This is a genomic window from Enterococcus faecium, assembly GCF_029023785.1.
Lineage (GTDB): Bacteria > Bacillota > Bacilli > Lactobacillales > Enterococcaceae > Enterococcus_B > Enterococcus_B faecium.
In genome coordinates this window covers 2,043,897-2,062,465 of sequence record NZ_CP118955.1, presented here as the reverse complement: position 1 = coordinate 2,062,465, position 18,569 = coordinate 2,043,897, and the positions used below count along the sequence as shown (strand labels likewise).

At 37.4% G+C, this 18,569-nt stretch carries 16 protein-coding genes, 1 tRNA gene and 1 other annotated feature; of the genes, 12 read left to right on the top strand and 5 right to left on the bottom strand.

Translation table 11 applies throughout. The features are described 5' to 3' along the window. Window positions 1-19: 19 nt before the first annotated feature. The 4 genes from PYW34_RS10050 (at window position 20) to upp (ending at window position 4,327) form a co-directional block, all read left to right on the top strand. On the top strand, window positions 20-1,045 hold the full coding sequence (locus PYW34_RS10050; protein WP_002294101.1) for an L-threonylcarbamoyladenylate synthase: 1,026 nt from the start codon (window positions 20-22) through the stop codon (window positions 1,043-1,045). A 174-nt stretch (window positions 1,046-1,219) separates the two neighbouring features. Beyond that, window positions 1,220-2,464, top strand: coding sequence for a serine hydroxymethyltransferase (gene glyA / locus PYW34_RS10045; RefSeq protein WP_002294099.1), 1,245 nt, complete (start codon window positions 1,220-1,222; stop codon window positions 2,462-2,464). Between the two features lie 152 nt (window positions 2,465-2,616). Further along, entirely contained in the window at window positions 2,617-3,564 is a 948-nt protein-coding gene (locus PYW34_RS10040) for an alpha/beta hydrolase (protein WP_002294097.1), read from the top strand. Between the two features lie 133 nt (window positions 3,565-3,697). Then, window positions 3,698-4,327 carry a uracil phosphoribosyltransferase gene (gene upp / locus PYW34_RS10035; protein WP_002294095.1) on the top strand — a complete coding sequence of 210 codons (630 nt, stop codon included), beginning with the start codon at window positions 3,698-3,700 and terminating at the stop codon, window positions 4,325-4,327. Between the two features lie 138 nt (window positions 4,328-4,465). On the opposite strand, the gene PYW34_RS10030 is transcribed toward upp, so the two are convergent. Further along, on the bottom strand, window positions 4,466-4,708 hold the full coding sequence (locus PYW34_RS10030) for a hypothetical protein (protein WP_002294094.1): 243 nt from the start codon (window positions 4,706-4,708) through the stop codon (window positions 4,466-4,468). A gap of 120 nt (window positions 4,709-4,828) precedes the next feature. Between PYW34_RS10030 and PYW34_RS10025 the strand changes: the two genes are divergently transcribed. Continuing rightward, window positions 4,829-4,901: transfer RNA gene (locus tag PYW34_RS10025), tRNA-Thr, on the top strand. Between the two features lie 118 nt (window positions 4,902-5,019). On the opposite strand, the gene PYW34_RS10020 is transcribed toward PYW34_RS10025, so the two are convergent. Continuing rightward, window positions 5,020-5,658, bottom strand: a complete 639-nt coding sequence (locus PYW34_RS10020) for a CPBP family intramembrane glutamic endopeptidase (RefSeq protein ID WP_002303626.1) — start codon at window positions 5,656-5,658, stop codon at window positions 5,020-5,022. Between the two features lie 122 nt (window positions 5,659-5,780). Next, a complete protein-coding gene (locus PYW34_RS10015; protein WP_002289236.1) occupies window positions 5,781-6,413 on the bottom strand; it encodes a pentapeptide repeat-containing protein in 633 nt (210 codons plus the stop codon). A gap of 350 nt (window positions 6,414-6,763) precedes the next feature. Here PYW34_RS10015 and PYW34_RS10010 point away from each other — a divergent pair, with 350 nt between their 5' ends. Then, on the top strand, window positions 6,764-7,063 hold the full coding sequence (locus PYW34_RS10010) for a bacteriocin immunity protein (protein ID WP_002289237.1): 300 nt from the start codon (window positions 6,764-6,766) through the stop codon (window positions 7,061-7,063). A 555-nt stretch (window positions 7,064-7,618) separates the two neighbouring features. Here PYW34_RS10010 and PYW34_RS10005 read toward each other — a convergent pair. Further along, window positions 7,619-8,572: an IS30 family transposase gene (locus tag PYW34_RS10005; protein ID WP_002333172.1), complete on the bottom strand. Its 954-nt coding sequence runs from the start codon at window positions 8,570-8,572 to the stop codon at window positions 7,619-7,621. Window positions 8,573-8,675: 103 nt separating this feature from the next. On the opposite strand from PYW34_RS10005, the gene acm reads away from it, so the two are divergent. Then, a complete protein-coding gene (acm, locus tag PYW34_RS10000; protein ID WP_033585060.1) occupies window positions 8,676-10,790 on the top strand; it encodes a collagen-binding MSCRAMM adhesin Acm in 2,115 nt (704 codons plus the stop codon). A gap of 271 nt (window positions 10,791-11,061) precedes the next feature. On the opposite strand, the gene PYW34_RS09995 is transcribed toward acm, so the two are convergent. Then, entirely contained in the window at window positions 11,062-11,547 is a 486-nt protein-coding gene (locus PYW34_RS09995) for a prolyl-tRNA synthetase associated domain-containing protein (RefSeq protein ID WP_002289239.1), read from the bottom strand. 89 nt (window positions 11,548-11,636) lie between these two features. After that, window positions 11,637-11,871, top strand: a binding site (T-box leader). Window positions 11,872-12,026: 155 nt separating this feature from the next. Here PYW34_RS09995 and PYW34_RS09990 point away from each other — a divergent pair. The 5 genes from PYW34_RS09990 (at window position 12,027) to PYW34_RS09970 (ending at window position 18,546) form a co-directional block, all read left to right on the top strand. Then, window positions 12,027-12,668 carry an amino acid ABC transporter permease gene (locus PYW34_RS09990; RefSeq protein ID WP_002289240.1) on the top strand — a complete coding sequence of 214 codons (642 nt, stop codon included), beginning with the start codon at window positions 12,027-12,029 and terminating at the stop codon, window positions 12,666-12,668. An 18-nt stretch (window positions 12,669-12,686) separates the two neighbouring features. Beyond that, entirely contained in the window at window positions 12,687-13,322 is a 636-nt protein-coding gene (locus PYW34_RS09985) for an amino acid ABC transporter ATP-binding protein (protein WP_002289241.1), read from the top strand. Between the two features lie 17 nt (window positions 13,323-13,339). Next, window positions 13,340-14,155, top strand: a complete 816-nt coding sequence (locus tag PYW34_RS09980) for an amino acid ABC transporter substrate-binding protein (protein ID WP_002289242.1) — start codon at window positions 13,340-13,342, stop codon at window positions 14,153-14,155. A 318-nt stretch (window positions 14,156-14,473) separates the two neighbouring features. Next, window positions 14,474-15,910: a glycoside hydrolase family 1 protein gene (locus PYW34_RS09975; protein ID WP_002289243.1), complete on the top strand. Its 1,437-nt coding sequence runs from the start codon at window positions 14,474-14,476 to the stop codon at window positions 15,908-15,910. 188 nt (window positions 15,911-16,098) lie between these two features. Further along, window positions 16,099-18,546, top strand: a complete 2,448-nt coding sequence (locus PYW34_RS09970) for a DNA translocase FtsK (protein ID WP_002289244.1) — start codon at window positions 16,099-16,101, stop codon at window positions 18,544-18,546. Window positions 18,547-18,569: the final 23 nt, after the last annotated feature.

Below are 18,569 nucleotides of genomic sequence, written 5' to 3'. Positions count from 1 at the left end.
AAGGGGTTGTGGATAAACTGTGGAAACGAAACGATATGATGAAACAGAATTGCAAGAGGCAGCCGAAGCACTGAAAGAAGGAGAACTTGTTGCTTTTCCTACCGAAACAGTATACGGATTGGGCGCCAACGCTCTTTTACCAAACGCTGTCAAGAAAGTGTTTTCTGTAAAAGGGAGACCGCAAGATAATCCATTAATCGTCCATGTCGCCTCTTTTGAACAAGTAAAAGAGTATGTGGACAACTTTCATCCGGCAGCAGAGAAGATTGTGAAGAACTTCTGGCCTGGACCATTAACTTTGATATTTAAGATCAAAAAAGACACTTTGCCCTCAGTTGTGACGGGAGGATTATCCACAGCTGCATTTCGTATACCGGATAACAAAAAAACACTAGAAGTAATCGAACTTTCCGGTGTTCCGCTTGTCGGTCCAAGTGCAAATACGTCGGGAAAACCAAGTCCAACGACTGCAGATCATGTATATCATGATCTACAAGGAAAAATTACCGGGATTATTGATGATGGAGCTACGCGAATTGGTGTAGAATCCACTGTTCTTGATTTAAGTGATCCAACAGCCATGCCTATGATTTTACGACCAGGTGCAGTAACGAAAGAACAAATCGAAGCAGTCATCGAATCTCCTGTTGCTATTGATCAGCATCTTGTAAAAGAAAATGAAACACCAAAAGCCCCTGGGATGAAATACAAACACTACTCACCCGATACACGTGTTCTGATGGTCAGAGATGGCGATTGGTCAACTGCAGTTCAATGGGCAAAAAATAAGAAGATCCGTGCAGGTGTCATAGCAAGCCCCGAAATTGCGGATCAAGTGCGGACAGATACTGCAGCTGTTTATATGTATAACGACAACTCAGTAGAAGCGGCGGCTAAAGGATTGTTTGCAGGTCTAAGAGGATTAGATGAACCAACACTTGGATTAGATTTGATTTTTGTACAAGTGTATCCAGAAACTGGATTGGGGAATGCTTACATGAATCGCTTGAAAAAAGCAGCAGGACAAAATTATTTTGAAAAATGATCAATTGGTTATTGTCGCATTCTTTTAGTATGATACAATGCTATCAAGTAAATCTTCTATCAGTGAACGAAAAACTAAGCGTAACTAATCGTAATAGAAGAGATACGAATATTTGGCAATTTGTTTTTGATGGGAAAAATAAAATTGTAGGAAAATAAAAAGGAGCTGTTGTTTGTGGTAGATTACAAAACGTTTGACCCTGATCTTTGGGCTGCGATCGCCAAAGAAGAAGAAAGACAAGAACATAATTTGGAGCTGATTGCCTCTGAAAACTTTGTCTCCGAAGCAGTGATGGCTGCACAAGGAAGTATCTTGACAAATAAATACGCAGAAGGTTATCCAGGGCATCGCTATTATGGTGGGTGTGAATTTGTCGATATCGTTGAAAATTTAGCGATTGACCGTGCAAAAGAATTATTCGGAGCGAAATTTGCGAACGTCCAGCCTCACTCCGGCTCTCAAGCCAACACGGCTGCTTATCTCGCTTTGGTAGAACCAGGGGACACGATCTTAGGAATGGATCTTTCCGCAGGCGGACATCTAACACATGGATCACCAGTCAACTTCAGTGGCAAAACCTATCACTTTGTTGCTTACGGTGTTGATCCGACAACAGAAGTTATTGATTATAATGTGGTACGTATTTTAGCTAGAAAACATCAACCAAAATTGATCGTAGCAGGTGCCAGTGCTTACGGACGAACGATCGACTTTGCGAAATTCAGAGAAATCGCAGATGAAGTAGGCGCAAAACTGATGGTAGATATGGCACATATCGCAGGATTAGTAGCAGCAGGACTTCATCCTAATCCAGTTCCTTATGCAGATATCACAACGACTACCACTCATAAAACATTGCGTGGCCCTCGAGGCGGCATGATTTTGACAAACGATGAAGCATTAGCAAAAAAAATAAATAGTGCGGTATTTCCTGGTATTCAAGGCGGCCCTCTAGAGCATGTGATTGCGGGTAAAGCAGTAGCATTCAAAGAAGCATTAGATCCTGCATTTAAAGAATATAGTGAACAAATCATCGCCAATGCAAAAGCAATGGTCAAAGTTTTCAATCAAGCAATTGGAACCAGAGTCATTTCAGGGGCGACAGATAATCATCTGATGTTGATCGATGTTCGCGAGTTAGGTATAAATGGAAAAGAAGCAGAGAGCATTTTGGACAGTGTGAATATCACTGTAAATAAAAACTCGATTCCTTTTGAAACACTAAGTCCATTCAAAACAAGCGGTATTCGAATCGGCACGCCAGCAATCACTACTCGCGGGTTCAAAGAAGAAGATGCTGTAAAAGTGGCTGAACTAGTTGTCAAAGCATTACAAGCAAAAGATGATAACGCTCAACTAGACGAAGTCAAAACAGGTGTACGCGAATTAACTGAAAAATTTCCGTTGCATAAAAAATAAAAATTTAAATTCCATTAGTAAACAGAAAAGTTCAATGTTGGGCTTTTCTGTTTATTTTTTGGGAAAACGGATTCTTTGACAATATCGGTGATGCTCTCTAGTATATGAGGTGTAATTTTAGTCTTCACACTAAATCTCAGGGAGGAAAAGTCATGACTGATCGTATCTCGTTAGAAAAGGAAGCAGTAGCATTCAGTGATGCAAATGCGCCTCATCCGCGTATCTATGAACTAGCACCGGAAGAAGGAAGAGCTTTACTAGAAGAAGTACAAGAATCACCTGTGAACAAATATTCCGTCGATATTGAAGACTTGATGGTGGATACTGGCGAATGGGGAAAACTCAATATTCGTCTCGTACGACCAGAAGGGAATATGGATAAATTACCAGTTATTTTTTATATTCATGGAGCAGGCTGGGTTTTTGGCAGTGCTCAAACCCATGATAAATTGATCAGAGAACTTGCGGTTCGTACGAATTCCGTCGTTGTCTTTCCAGAATATAGTCGATCACCAGAAGCAAAATATCCAACAGCAATTGAACAAAATTATGCTGTGTTGCAACAGCTGAATAAATTAGCCAAGTCAAAAAATCTGGATCTCGAGAATCTAATCGTTGCAGGAGATTCAGTAGGTGGTAACATGGCTACAGTCATGACGATCTTAACAAAAGAACGAAAGGGCCTCCCAATATCCAAGCAATTGCTGTATTATCCAGTCACAAACGCTGATTTTGATACAGATTCCTATCATGAATTCGGAGAAAACTATTTTTTGACAAGAGAAGGAATGATGTGGTTTTGGGACCAATATACGACGAATGAAGAAGAGCGTGCTGAAATCACAGCTTCGCCTTTGAGAGCAAATATAAATGAACTAAATGATCTTCCTTCAGCAATGATTTTAACGGGAGAAGCGGATGTATTAAGAGATGAAGGTGAGGCTTATGCGCGCAAACTTCGTGATGCAGGGGTTCCTGTTACACAAGTACGCTTCCAAGGAATCATCCATGATTTTGTCATGGTAAATGCTATGGATCAGACAAAGGCAACGCGTGCAGCAATGGCATTATCTACTTCTTGGATCAAGAAAAAAGAATAAGCTTTGCTTGTCCGCAGGAAAACTTCTTTTCAAAAACGGATTTTCTTAGGAAAAATGGCGAGTTTGACTAGTCAATCACTTGATTTTGTTTTACAATTAAAAAGAAACGACAGAACAAAGGAGAGCTTAAAAAATGGGCAAATTTCAAGTGATCGATCATCCATTGATTCAACACAAACTAACTATTATTCGGGACAAAAACTGCGGAACAAAGGTTTTTCGTGAAGTAGTCGATGAAATCGCTATGTTGATGGCATATGAAGTATCACGGGATATGCCATTGGAAGACATCGTGATCGAAACACCGATCACTGAAACAACACAAAAAACGTTGTCTGGTAAAAAAGTAGCGATTATTCCAATCTTGCGCGCAGGTATTGGAATGGTTGACGGTATCTTGGAATTGATTCCAGCTGCTAAAGTGGGACATATCGGTCTTTATCGAGATGAAGAAACATTGGAACCACATGAATATTTCGTCAAACTTCCAGAAGACATTGATGCACGTCAGTTGTTTGTAGTAGATCCAATGTTGGCAACAGGCGGATCAGCAATCATGGCAATCGATGCATTGAAAGAACGTGGCGCGTCGAACATTAAATTTGTTTGTTTGGTAGCAGCACCTGAGGGAGTAAAAGCTTTGCAAGAAGCGCATCCTGATATTGACATCTATACAGCTTCTCTAGATGAAAAATTGAATGAACATGGTTATATCGTTCCTGGACTAGGGGATGCGGGTGACCGTTTGTTTGGTACAAAATAAGTAAATACGAAAAAGGGTGTGACACAACTTTTGTCACATCCTTTTTTGGTCATTTTTAACGTTTGATGCAGAACAGCTTTTTCACAGCTTTCGTTTGCATATAAAAAAACCATCCCAAAAATGCAGAGATGGTCAAATTCAAATCTTTTTTAGTTCTTTGTAGTTAACGATTACTACACCCTTACTTTGCGTCATCAAGTTCGCATTTTCTGCAGTTTCATCAATCTCAACAACAGCGGAATTTTTCAATTGCTTTGAAATCGTTCCAGTTTGCGACTTGCCGTGAATTGTGAACATTACGTGAGTATTGATCTTGAATTTTTCACCAATTTCCGATGGTACGATAGTTGTATCAAATTTTCCAAAAGTTGCCATTTTCATAAAACCTGCCTTTCACATCAATTATACCACGTTTTATGAAAAATATCATGAAATTAAACTAATTTTCCATCGGACTCTTTACAATCAGCCAAATAGAGTATATAATTTCTTTTGGATAAGGCCAGCTTAGCTCAGTTGGTAGAGCAACGCACTCGTAACGCGTAGGTCGTAGGTTCGATCCCTATAGCTGGCATTAAAAGAGAAGACAGATATATCAAGGATTTTTAATCCATTGATACATCTGTCTTTTTGTTTAAAGGAAATAAAGTATGCTTTCTTAGCAATAGAGCATGTATTATTTCTATAAAAATTTAGGAGAATAAAACGACTAGCAATATAGCTGTGAAATCAAATATCACATGAACTGCCCAACTTGTAATGATCGAGTTGCTTTTAATGGCAGCTTGGTTGAATAACAATCTTGCCACCCCTTGTATCAAAAGGATGTGTGCTACAGTGTGTAAAATATTTCCATTATCATAAGTACTGTAATGGATAAATCCAAAGATGATTGCTGACAAGAAACTAGCGACAGGAATGCTGAACTTACTAGAAAAAATAGCGAGAAAATACACTGAGAACAATTCTTCTCCAAGTATCATGATAGGCAAAATAATAAATAATAACGGGCTGAAAGCCTCATTTATTGGATTGCCTGTTAAACCCCATTTCAAAATTTGTTGCAAAAATACCGAGACTGCGGCACTGATTACTACATTGATAAAAAAATATTTGGCTATATTTTTGACAGGAGCGACAGGTTTCGAGAACATTTTTTTCGTATCTTTTTTACCAAAAACAAGTGTAAATGCTATAAATCCAGTGATAGTTAAAGAAAAAATGCTAATAATGGATGGCGCAAATAGCAACCCTAACAAACCGAGTACAACGACAATAGTGCCCAATATCCCTTTTTTAAGTTCTATTTTTTTTCCTAAAATGTTATTCATGATAATAACTCCTACTATTCAGTTTTTGAAGATAGAGTCAGTATACATGAAGAGTTAAAATAGGCAATGTTTTTTTATGGATATTTGTATTGCTAAAAATTTATCTTATATATTCATTTTGATTATACTACTTTTATTTGTAAAAATTTTCTAGCAAAACCAAGTGCTTGCAACTGATTAAGCGTACAATTTTTTAGATGTTCCGAGCGTACTTCAATCATTTCAAAGGAGTTGCTACTTAAATCGATATTTTTTAAATCAGTATCAAAAAAGCTAGCATTTTCTAAATCATTAGTAGAAAACATTATTTTAGTGAGGGAACAGTCTACAAAATCTGCGCTTGATAAGACAGAGTGCTCAAAGGTACTTTCTTTTATGTTTGAACCAGATAAATTTACATAGTCCATTTTACAATTCTCGAATAACGTGTTCCCAATATAACTTTCCATCAATTTAGTACCTGTTAATTTACAATTGACAAATTTCACGCGATGCAACATGCTTTTTGTCAATATACAGCCTGAAAAATCACAGTTTTCGAATATACAGTCGGTAATCTCCATTCTTTGAAAATCATTGGAAGCAAAAAATGCATACTTGAAAATAGATTTGTAAATAATTGGATGGCAGATTATTTGGTTTTCGATGACCTCTTTTTGTGAAAGGATATTATACAGTTCAAAATCTTCGTTTTCATAGATATGAAAAAAGGATCCTTTATTCAAGCTTGCTTCATTAACTTTAGGAAAAATCATATTTAATTACCTCCATTTTCATAAAGTCATATTAACAAAAGCTAAACCAACTTACATTAGCAGAAAATGAGATAGGTTTTCGCCTTTTTCGATAACGATAGTGTCGCTATCTCTTGAAACGTTCTTAGAATTGCCCTGAGAGACACAAATTAGGCGTAATTCTAATAAAAATCTTAGAATAAAAATTTTTACTGATTTAATTTAGAATGTTTTTAAAATAAAAATCGTTGCCATAACAGTGTATTGAAAGGTTTTAACAATCCAGTAATGATTTAAAAAAATCTAGATGTAGCGTATACTTTGTTTATAGAATGTAGTGGGAAGAAATATATTTTTGGGAGGAAATCGTGATGTCTAAAAGTGAAGAAATAGAAAACATGGTACTAAAATTATATGATCTCGTTTTAAATCCAGAGATCAAAGAAAAGGAACGTATACTTTTGATAGACGCAAAGACAGGCTTAGAAAAAGGTCAGTATTATCCTAAAGTCATAAATAATTTGGAACGTAGTTTACGTCCGTTAGCAATCAGGGGAGAATTGTCTAAACCAGTATCACCGTTTTATATGGAGATATCAACAATAGGAAAATTTGAAAAAGAATTAGGTCGAGGAATGGCTTCGGCACCGATTACTTTTGGGCATTTATAAAAACGAGTTATTCATCTCAATGAATTAAAAAGTATAGTCAATCTCATAATGCAGGCTAGGTTCATTTATTTGAACAGAGTCTGTATTTTTTTATTCTAAATAAAGAAACAGATGTTTCTTTATATTGTATTTTATCCTTTAATTAACACAAAAACAGCTAGTATAAACTAATAATGTTAATTAAAAGTGTATTTTATGAAACTATCGTTATTTATTAATGTTGCATTTTTGTAAGTTAAAAATTGGAAATATAGATTGAAAAAATGAAAGCAATAAGTAAAATAAAATGAATATATGCGAAAAAATAATTTACATTAGGAAAAACCTTGTAAAAACAGTTTTTTGGCATATTTATTTTTTATAAATATTTGTAAAATAACTATCAATTTTTTAGTTAAAAGATTGGAAATGAGTGGGGGAGGAATTGAAGAAAGGATTTTTGAGAGATGATATAGTAGGTTTTATTTTTAGTTAAAATAGGGGAGATAGAAAAAATGAAAAAGTGTAGAAATATTATTTTATCAATGTTATTTATTATTACTATTATTTGTCAAATTAAGCGAGACAAAACTTTCCATTTACGTAACTCAAAAAAACTTCTAATGGTGTTTGGTAATTTAGTGATTTTCTAGGGATATGGTTTCTTTTGGACGCAACGGATGAGATGAATCCTTGATTGACTTGGTTGAATTCCATTTCTTTTGGTAGTCCATCTTTTCGGAGGAGTCCGTTTGAATGTTCATTTAATCCCCGTTGGGAAGGCGTTCCTGGGTCTGCGAAATAAATATCAATATCATTCGTATTACTAATACTTTTCCAATTAGAGAATTCTTTTCCACAATCAAAGGTAATTGATTTGAAAAGATTTTTGGGTATGGATTGAAGCCATTCATTAATCGAATTTTCAATATCAACTGCCTTACGGCCTTCTGGTTTCAAGGCGATAATGGCTTTTGAAAGTCGCTCAACGAGTGTGATGACGGCACTTTTATGGTGGATGCCGACAATCGTATCACCCTCTAAATGTCCAAATTCTTCTTCGAAAACGACATAATCTTTTTTACGTTCAGAAATATTTCTTTTGAATGCCTGTTTTCCACGTTTTTCCTTATAACCATTTGGTTTTCGTTTTCCTTGCATCGGTAAATGTAAAACATTGAATTCTCCCGTCTTAAACCGGCGATAGAGGGTACTTACTGAACAAGAGAAGGTTCGCTCTGCACGGCCAATAATGACGTCTGGGGTCCAACCTTCAGTTGATCTTTTTTCAATGTATTCTTTTTCCTCAGCAGGAAAAATGATTTCGGTTCTCCCACAACGTCGCTTATTTTCTTTGTATTGTTCAAAGTATTCAAGTGCTGTTCCACCACATTTGAGAAAGTTATAGACATTGTAAATTGTTTGGCGTCCACGTTTAAGCTGCTTCGCAACGATAGCAACCGGAGTTTCTTGATGAAAATATGCTTCTATCATTACAAGCTCGTTTGGTGTAAGATGGGTATAAGTCATTTATGTTCACTCTCCTTGTATGCTTTAGCGGGTATTACAATTTGAGTGTAACATAAATGGCTTTTTTATTTGTCTCGCTTAATTATACAAACGGCGTACTAATATAACATCACTGATTCCTGTTCATGTCTATGCGGATGCAGGCAGAGATATCAGCAGTAATGTCACTTCGTTGACCGTGGACCCAACGAATATTACAGATGGAGGAAACATAAAAGTAAAATTCTCGTTTGACGAAAAAAAACAAAATATCCAACCAGGTGATTATCTTTGGATCAATTGGCCAAGTGAAGGAAATATTCGCGGTGAAGGATTCCAAAAAGAAATCCCATTAATGATTGAAAATAAAAATGTTGGAACTTTAACGGTCAGAAAAGATTCTGCGCAGGTTGTGTTTAATGAAAATATTAAAAACCTAGACTCAGTAGAAGGTTGGGGGCAATTTGAGATACAGGCCAGAAACGTAACCGATACCGGTGAAGAAAATACGGGACCATTCACCGTGACGAGCGGTGATAAAACAGCTACTGTAAATGTGACAAAGCCAGCTTCTGGTTCTTCTTCTAGCGTTTTTTATTATAAAACAGGAGACATGCTACCTGAAGATACTAAGCACATTCGATGGTTTTTGAATATTAACAATAACGGCACTTATGTTGAACAACCAGTTAAAATCAGTGATGAAATCCAAAGTGGACAAAGATTAGATCCAAGTACGTTTGAAATTAATCAAATACACTTAGGTGAACAGAAGGTTTATAGAGGAGAAGAGGGAATCCAACAATTTTTACAAGATTTCCCCGGCGCTACATTTAATTTTTCAGTAACTGATAATTACATTGAAATAACTATACCAAAAAACTTTGTCAATCTTAGGAAAATAATGGTGAGTTATAAGACGATCATAGAAAACCCAGAACAAATAAATTTTGAGAATCATTCGGAAGCTTGGTTTAAAGAATTTAATAAACCTGCTGTTGATGGAGAAAGTTTCAATCATACAGTTAAAAATATTTCAGCTTCTGGTGGAGTCAACGGTACAGTTAGAGGCGAATTGAAGATTTTCAAATATATCAATGACACAGAGATTGGTATCCCAAATGTGACTTTCGAATTAAGACGAGCAGATGAACAGCCTATTCAAGGACAGTCTAGTATCCTGTTGACTTCGAATGAACAGGGAGAAGCTAGTATCAAAGGCCTGCAAGTAGGAGACTATGTTGTAAAAGAAAAAGAAGCGCCCAATTGGATTGATTTTGATCCACTAAGTTCAAATGAACTCAAATTCTCCATAAACGAAAATGATACAGAGGGAGTCAGTTTACCTATTTATAACAAGAAAAAGGTTACGAACATCACAGCAACTAAAATTTGGAACGGTGGAACCACTCCAAGACCGAGTATTTATTTTAAATTATTCAGAGCAAGTACAAACAATTGGGAACCAGTTCCTGATGCAGAAACAAAACGATTAGACAATGGAATAACTTCAGTGACTTGGGAAGATATCCAACAGTATGATGATAGTGGAAACGAATATACGTTTAAAGTGCAAGAAGTAGATCAAAACGGAAATGATTATGTCCCTTCAGGTTATCAAAAAATTGAAAACGGGCTAGTCGTTACAAATGAGAATAAAGAAGTCATTTCAGTCTCAGGACAAAAAACATGGGAAGACAATGAGAACCAAGACGGCAAACGACCGACGACGATCATAGTAAATCTATTAGCCGACGGTCAACCGATCCAACACAAAGAAGTAAGTGAAAAAGATGATTGGCGCTATCGTTTCACAAATCTGCCAAAATACAGAGACGGGCAAGAAATCATCTATACTGTAACGGAAGACAACGTGCCCGAATACAGTACGACGATTGACGGGTATAACATCAAAAACAGTTATACACCGGAAAAAACAAATATATCTATACCAGGTAGCCATATAACACCGTGGAAAAATTTTCCAGAGAAGACAGAGAGAGAGAAAATTAGAAATCTATTCTCTCAAAAATTGCAAATATTTGCTCATACAGGAGAATCCAGCGAACAAAGAAGCAATTATATTAGTAAGAGAGCTGTACCTAAACAGATAACAAATAAATCAAAAAGCATTCTTCCTAAAACAAGTAGTAAAAAATCTAGTTTTGCTGTAATCATTGGTTTATTGATAGTAACTATCTGTGCTGGGATATTCTTACAAAAATATAAAAAAGTTTAGTTAGAATATAATATTTTTTGTTAAATATGACTGAAATCAAAAGAATAAAATTCCGATTTATAATCGAAAAAAGAAGCATTTTTATATATGCTTCTTTTTTCGTAGAATCAATAAATATGGATTTGGCTAACTATGGAAGAATACTCGTATTAGTTTTCAGCGTTCATACTAGTTGTTACATTGTTTGATTGGCCAAAAGAATTTCTGATATATTTTGTGCTAAATAAAGAAAAAGACGCTTGAATTGGGAAATAAGAAAACTACTCTATCATTACAAATTTTCATAAACTGGCAGATGTTCTAAGTAAACAAGTATCTTTTCAAAGTCGGAAAAATCCATAATCAACGTAGTGGTATTGATATTTGGATGAAAGCCTACGGTATCTTGACGATCAATAGCAGCATCGATCACGACTTGGATTTTTTTCTCTTTGTCGTGCATCAATGCTAATGGAGTCACTGTACCTGCTGGAACGCCTAGGAGGTCAGGAAGCTGTTCTTCAGAAACAAAAGATAAGCGCTTTTCTTTTAATTGTTCAGCTAGTTGTTTTAAATCGGCGTGCTTTTCATCAGGCAAGATGACAAGATAGATTTGTTTTCCTTTTCTTGATTTCAATAATAGATTTTTTACTTGCGGACCAGGTAGGGAAAAAGGGACATTTTTGACTGACGTAATCGCAGGATGATCGACTTTTTGAAAAGAGATACCCAGTTTTTTTAGTAGTTCATAAGCTTCTTGTTCGGTTGCACGACTCATCGCGCATCACCCTCCTTTTTTTATTAGTGTATCATAAAAAAGAGTTGACAAATGAAAAATAATCATGTAAATTACACGTAAAGTTAAAACAAATGACATCGAAAAGAAGAGTAGCCGTTAGGTGTTTTTAGAGAGTCTCTGGTTGGTGGAAAGAGGCAGCAGTTAACCGTGAAACACATCTTGGAGTCGATTTTCTGAAGCGTATAGTAGGAAAATCCGGGGAGCCCGTTACAGCTGCGGTCGTTGCTAGATGACCAGATAAGGCTGGCTTTTCCGTGAGGAGTCGGTAAAAAAAGGTGGAACCACGTGATTAACGTCCTTTGATCTTCGGATCAAAGGACTTTTTGTTTTCATCTGAACGGCAACGACTGTGTGAGGTTTTTTCTGCAAGGAAAAAATAAACAGAGGTGGAACCACGTATAATACGTCCTCTTGGCATTTGCCAAGAGGATTTTTTTATTTTAAAGGAGGAAAAGAAGATGGAGTATTTGATTGAAGTTATGCCGCAATTATTAGTAGGAGCACTCACAACATTGAAATTATTTTTATTTACCTTGATTGGCTCATTACCATTAGGGATTGTTTTAGCATTAGGATTGTCTTTGCATTTTAAGCCGCTACGCTACTTGCTTCAAACATATGTATGGGTTATGCGGGGAACACCGCTGTTGTTGCAACTGATTTTTATTTTTTATGGGTTGCCGACGATTGGGATCGTTTTTGATCGTTTCGAAGCAGCACTCATTGCCTTTATCTTAAACTATGCAGCTTATTTTGCAGAGATCTTTCGTGGAGGGATACAATCGATTCCTCAAGGTCAATATGAAGCAGCGCAAGTTTTGCAATTAAGTCCCTTTCAAACGGTGACGAAAATCGTCATCCCACAAGTGACAAAGATTGTTTTACCTTCTGTAGGGAATGAAGTTATCAACTTGGTCAAAGATTCTTCCTTGATCTATATATTAGGTTTAGGTGACGTAATGCGTGCTGGGAAAATCGCGATGGAACGCGACGCGACTTTACTGCCTTTGCTAGGCGTGGCAATCATCTATCTTACATTGACTGGTATTCTAACAATCGTAATGAAACAAGTTGAAGGAAAATTAAATTATTACCGCTAACTGATAGGAGGAAGAAATATGATTGAATTGAAGAAAGTGAACAAAGCATTTGGTGAAAAAAAAATAATCAAAGATTTGAATCTAATCATTCCAGATGGGAAAACATTAGCTATCGTAGGTCCTTCCGGTGGCGGTAAAACCACGCTTTTACGTATCTTGGCTGGCTTAGAAAGTTCTGACAGCGGAGAATTTTATTTAGACGGTGTACCGTTCAACCCATTCGAGCTTAAAATGAAAGAACAAGTTGTAGGAGTCGTATTCCAAGACTTCCAGCTATTTCCACATCTGAATATTTTTGAAAACATTACCTTAGCACCAAAAATGGTATTGAAACAGACAAAAGAAGAATACACCAAAAAAGCAGAAGAATTAGCGGCTTCATTAGGGATTAGTGATTTATTGAATATCTATCCTTATCAGCTTTCTGGCGGACAAAAACAGCGGGTAGCGATTGCCAGAGCATTGGCTATGAATCCACGGGTATTGGCTTATGATGAACCAACAAGTGCTTTAGATCCTGAATTACGCCAGCAAGTCGAGCGTTTGATCCTATCATTGAAAGAAGATGGGGTAACCCAAATTATTGTCACCCATGATTTAGTATTTGCAGAAAATGTCGGTGATCAATTACTAAAAGTTTCCCCAATTCATTAAGAAAGGAGAAGATAGAGATGAAAAAAACCAGTTTTCTATTCGCTTTGATCGCAGGTCTTCTTCTTTTTGCAGGCTGTTCGAACAAAAAAACTTCAGCAGATAATTGGGCGACTATCAACGAAGAGAAAAAAATCGTTATAGGTTTAGACGATACATTTGTTCCTATGGGATTTAGAGATAAAGACGGGAAGCTCACAGGATTTGATATTGATTTAGCCAAAGCAGTCTTTGAACAATATGGGATTACGGTAGACTTTCAGCCCATTGACTGGTCAATGAAGGAATTTGAACTGAACAATGGAACGATCGATTTGATATGGAACGGCTATTCCAAAACGCCGGCAAGAGAAAAGAAAGTGCAATTTACAAAACCTTATATGGAAAACGATCAAGTGCTGATCACACCTAAAGAATCAGGAATCACAAACTTTGGACAAATGAATAATAAGAGATTAGGTGCGCAAAATGGGTCATCTGGTTATGATGTATTTACGAAACAACCAGAAGTATTAAAAGAGATAGTCAAAAACCAAGATGCTGTTTTGTATGATAGTTTTAATGAAGCATTGATCGATCTGAAAAGCAGACGGGTCGATGGTCTGCTGATGGATAAAGTATACGCAGACTATTATTTGAAACAAAGAAACGAACTAGAAGACTTCAACATAACAAAAGGTTCTTATGAAAGTGAGGATTTTGCAGTTGGTGCACGCAAGTCAGATAGTACATTAGTGAAAAAAATCAATGAAGCCCTAGATCAACTAGAGAAAACAGGTGAATTCCAAAAAATATCCGATAAATGGTTTGGCGAAGATGTTACGCCGAGAAATTAACAAATAGGGGACTGTGACAAAAGACGTGTCACAGTCCCTTTTTCCGAATAAACAGTGTTCTCCTGCCAACTCCTTGTGACTCGGAGCTGAATGGCAGGCTCACAACCTCTTGGTAAACGGTGTTCAAAAGCCAGTTTTTCGGTATTAAGCCAAATTTATGCAAAAATGTAGAAAGCCATTTTCACAAAATTTTTCTTACTACTCGAAACTAAGCGACTTTTTCACAACCTCCTTTACATAATTTTATTTTGTTGTGGAAGGGGTTTCGTGTTATTCTAAAAGAGGAACGATTGAAGGTTATAGGAAAGGAAGAGATGAATGGAACACAAAGAACTTACCTCATTTCCAAAAGATTTTCTGTGGGGCTCTGCTTCTGCAGCGTATCAAGTAGAAGGAGCTTGGCAAGAAGATGGGAAAGGAGAATCAGTCTGGGATCGATTTGTACGGATACCTGGAAAGACATTTAAAGGAACGAACGGTGATTTGGCAGTAGACCACTATCATCGTTATAAAGAAGATATTGCTTTAATGAAAGAACAAGGTCTGAAAGCTTACCGCTTCTCTGTAGCTTGGACACGGATTTTTCCTAATGGACGAGGAGAAGTCAATCAAGCTGGGCTCGCTTTTTATGAGAGATTGATCGACGAATTGATTGAAAACGATATTGAACCTATGTTGACTTTATATCATTGGGATCTTCCACAAGCATTGCAAGATGAATATAATGGTTGGGAATCACGTCAGATCATTGAAGATTTCACTCATTATGCAGAAACATTATTTGAGGCATTCCGCGGGAAAGTCCATTACTGGATTAGTTTGAATGAACAAAATATCTTCACTTCATTAGGTTATTTGTTAGCAGCACATCCGCCAGGTGTGACAGACCCGAAACGAATGTATGAAGTTAACCATATTGCTAATTTAGCAAATGCATCTGTCATCAATAAATTTCACGAGTTAGAAATGCCTGGAAAAATCGGACCAAGCTTTGCGTATACGCCAAATTATCCAATTGACAGTAATCCTGAAAATGTTCTGGCTGCTGAAAATGCAGAAGACCTGATGGCCAATTATTGGATGGATGTCTATATGTGGGGAAAATATCCGATTGCTGCCATGAGGTTCTTAGAAGAAAAAGGATGGGCACCAACGATTGAAGCTGGCGATGCAGAATTGCTAGAATCTGCTAAACCAGATTTTCTTGGGATCAATTACTATCAAACGGCGACGAATGCATTCAATCCATTAAACGGAGTTGGTGCAGGAAAAATGAATACGACAGGAAAAAAAGGTTCATCAGAAGAAACTGGAGTTCCTGGAATGTATAAAAAAGTTGAGAATCCATTTGTCGAACGAACAAATTGGGACTGGGAGATTGACCCAGAAGGATTAAGGATCGGACTGCGTCGTATCACAAGCCGTTACCGCATGCCGGTACTGATTACGGAAAATGGCTTAGGAGAGTATGACAAGTTGACAGAAGATAAACAAATCCATGACGACTATCGAATCAATTACTTACAAAGCCACGTCAAAGCCATCAAAGAAGCAATTTCGGATGGAGCAGAAGTCCTAGGCTATTGCACCTGGTCTTATACAGATTTGCTTAGCTGGCTGAACGGTTATCAAAAGCGATATGGATTTGTATATGTTGATCAAGACGAAACACAAGAAGGATCTTTGGAACGATATAAGAAAGACAGTTATTACTGGTACCAAAAACTGATTGAAGAAAATGGAGAGAACCTTTAGTTCACATACTTAAAACAAGAAGGTACGGCTGGATATGGCCGTGCCTTTTCTTGATAAAATCATTTAGAAATTAAGAAAAACTGTAAAATAAGCTGAAAAATGAAAGAAAGCGTCAGTTCTTTCAAACAAAACTTTAGTTCCCTTACTTTTTTTTGTATAATGAAACTTGATGAAATGAGGGATAATAAATGGCACAAAAGAAACGGCCTACTAAAAAAAGGAAAAAGACGAAAAAAACGAAAAAGCAAAAACAGCAGCAGGAACAAATGCTGACGATTGGTGTTGGGTTTGCCTTGATTTTATTTGCTGTCTTCGGCTTTTTAAAATTAGGTTTTTTAGGAATATTGATTGCAAACGGCTTTCGGATCATTGCAGGAAATACTTACCAAATCCTCTGTCTTTTATTAGCCGTATTAGGATTTTGGATTGTCATTAAGAATACAGAGTTTTCAATTGGTAAAAACCGACGCTGGTTTGGCGGCATACTCTTTTATTTCGGTATCTTATTATTGTTACATGCCCATTTATTTGGCAAACTCCATACTGGGGAACCAAATATCATGGGGACGACATGGGATTTGTTAGCCAGTGATATAAAACAAAGTCAAGTAGACAATAACGTTGGTGGTGGGATGATTGGAGCAATCCTTTATCATTTTACTTACTTCTTGATTGCACAGCCTGGAAGTTATTTAGCAGCAGTGCTATTACTGGCAGGAGGAGCATTCCTGTTCAGTAATCTGGAAGGCTATCAGCTGTTAAATGGTATCCAATCAATTGGAGAACGAGTACAGGAATTATTGGAAGGTGATCCTGCCAAGCAAGCTCGAAAGCAAGCGGCAAAGGAAGAGAGAATGAAACAGCGCGCAGAAGCGAAAGAAGCAAGGCGCTTAGCTGCAAAAGAAGCTGCAGAAAAAGAAGCTGCAGAATATGAGAAGAAAAAAGCGGTGAGCCAGCAAAGGGAAAATACTGCTGATGAATGGCAGGAACCAGAAAATACAGAGCCGGAGCAGCTAAGTTTTGTTCCAATCGACAGTTTTCAAGAAAATATCCATCCTGCGAATCTAGAGAAACCAGTACCAGATACACCAAAACAGACCAATACAGCAGAAGGTTTTTCAGATGAGTTGCCAGAGGATGACGGTACCTCATTAGAATTTGAGATTGAAGCAGAACAGGAAAATCAAGACTATGAATTACCGACAGTTGATTTGCTTGATTCTATACCAACTGTGGATCAAAGTGATGAGTATAAAAAAATTGAAAAAAATATCGGCGTATTAGAACAAACTTTCCAAAGTTTCGGTGTCGATGCCAAGGTCGTCAAAGCCAGCTTAGGACCATCCGTCACAAAATTCGAAGTCCAGCCGGCTGTAGGGGTAAAAGTAAGTAAAATTGTGAACTTAACAGATGATATCGCGCTTGCTTTAGCGGCGAAAGATGTCCGGATGGAAGCACCGATTCCAGGTAAATCACTGATTGGTATTGAAGTACCAAATGGAAAGATCAGTATGGTTTCCTTTAGAGAAATCATCGAAGCACAACCAAACCACCCAGATAAATTACTAGAAGTACCTTTAGGACGTGATGTTTCTGGACGGGTACAAACGGCTGATCTTTCGAAGATGCCTCACTTACTCGTGGCTGGTTCGACTGGTAGTGGGAAGTCAGTAGCAATTAATGGGATTATCACAAGTATATTAATGCGTGCTAAGCCCCATGAAGTAAAACTGATGATGATCGATCCGAAAATGGTTGAATTGAATATGTACAACGGCATACCTCATCTGTTGACGCCGGTCGTGACGAACCCTAGAAAAGCAGCGCAAGCCTTACAAAAAGTAGTACAAGAAATGGAAGAACGATATGAAAAATTCGCGGCAACCGGAGTAAGAAATATTTCTGGTTACAATGAATTTGTTCAACAGAAAAACTTGGAAAACGGAACGAAACATCCAACCTTACCATTCATCGTAGTGATCGTAGATGAATTAGCTGATTTGATGATGGTAGCCAGCAATGAAGTTGAAGATGCGATTATTCGTTTAGCGCAAATGGCTCGGGCAGCGGGGATTCATATGATCCTAGCTACTCAACGTCCAAGTGTGGATGTTATCACAGGAATCATCAAAGCAAATGTACCTTCCAGAATGGCATTTGCGGTATCAAGCGGTACAGATTCTCGGACGATCATTGATTCTAATGGGGCAGAAAAGCTCTTAGGGCGAGGAGATATGCTATTCTTGCCAATGGGTGAGAATAAACCGATCCGTGTGCAAGGAGCATTCATTTCTGACCACGAAGTAGAACGGGTCGTTCAATTTGTTACAGATCAGCAAGAAGCTCATTATGAAGAGAAAATGATGCCGACAGATGAAGTTGAAACGACAGGTGCTCCAGAACAGCCACAAGATGAGCTGTTTGAAGAAGCAAAAGCACTTGTCGTTGAAATGCAAACGGCAAGTATTTCCCTTCTCCAAAGAAGATTTCGGATCGGTTACAACCGAGCAGCACGTTTAGTAGATGAACTGGAAGCTCATGGAGTTGTTGGCCCGTCAGAAGGAAGCAAGCCTCGGAAAGTATTCATTGAGCAGGAAGAAACATCAGAAACGTTGCCGGACGATAATGACATGTAAAACTTGTGTGATGAAGGGTTGAA

Bases quoted from the DNA above. Each gene is read 5' to 3' on its own strand.
- PYW34_RS09980 (WP_002289242.1), top strand. From the start codon at position 13,340: ATGAAAAAAACCAGTTTTCTATTCGCTTTGATCGCAGGTCTTCTTCTT.
- PYW34_RS09990 (WP_002289240.1), top strand. From the start codon at position 12,027: ATGGAGTATTTGATTGAAGTTATGCCGCAATTATTAGTAGGAGCACTC.
- PYW34_RS09970 (WP_002289244.1), top strand. From the start codon at position 16,099: ATGGCACAAAAGAAACGGCCTACTAAAAAAAGGAAAAAGACGAAAAAA.
- PYW34_RS10040 (WP_002294097.1), top strand. From the start codon at position 2,617: ATGACTGATCGTATCTCGTTAGAAAAGGAAGCAGTAGCATTCAGTGAT.
- PYW34_RS10030 (WP_002294094.1), bottom strand. From the start codon at position 4,708: ATGAAAATGGCAACTTTTGGAAAATTTGATACAACTATCGTACCATCG.
- upp (WP_002294095.1), top strand. From the start codon at position 3,698: ATGGGCAAATTTCAAGTGATCGATCATCCATTGATTCAACACAAACTA.
- PYW34_RS09995 (WP_002289239.1), bottom strand. From the start codon at position 11,547: ATGAGTCGTGCAACCGAACAAGAAGCTTATGAACTACTAAAAAAACTG.
- PYW34_RS10005 (WP_002333172.1), bottom strand. From the start codon at position 8,572: ATGACTTATACCCATCTTACACCAAACGAGCTTGTAATGATAGAAGCA.
- PYW34_RS09975 (WP_002289243.1), top strand. From the start codon at position 14,474: ATGGAACACAAAGAACTTACCTCATTTCCAAAAGATTTTCTGTGGGGC.
- PYW34_RS09985 (WP_002289241.1), top strand. From the start codon at position 12,687: ATGATTGAATTGAAGAAAGTGAACAAAGCATTTGGTGAAAAAAAAATA.
- PYW34_RS10020 (WP_002303626.1), bottom strand. From the start codon at position 5,658: ATGAATAACATTTTAGGAAAAAAAATAGAACTTAAAAAAGGGATATTG.
- PYW34_RS10010 (WP_002289237.1), top strand. From the start codon at position 6,764: ATGTCTAAAAGTGAAGAAATAGAAAACATGGTACTAAAATTATATGAT.
- PYW34_RS10015 (WP_002289236.1), bottom strand. From the start codon at position 6,413: ATGATTTTTCCTAAAGTTAATGAAGCAAGCTTGAATAAAGGATCCTTT.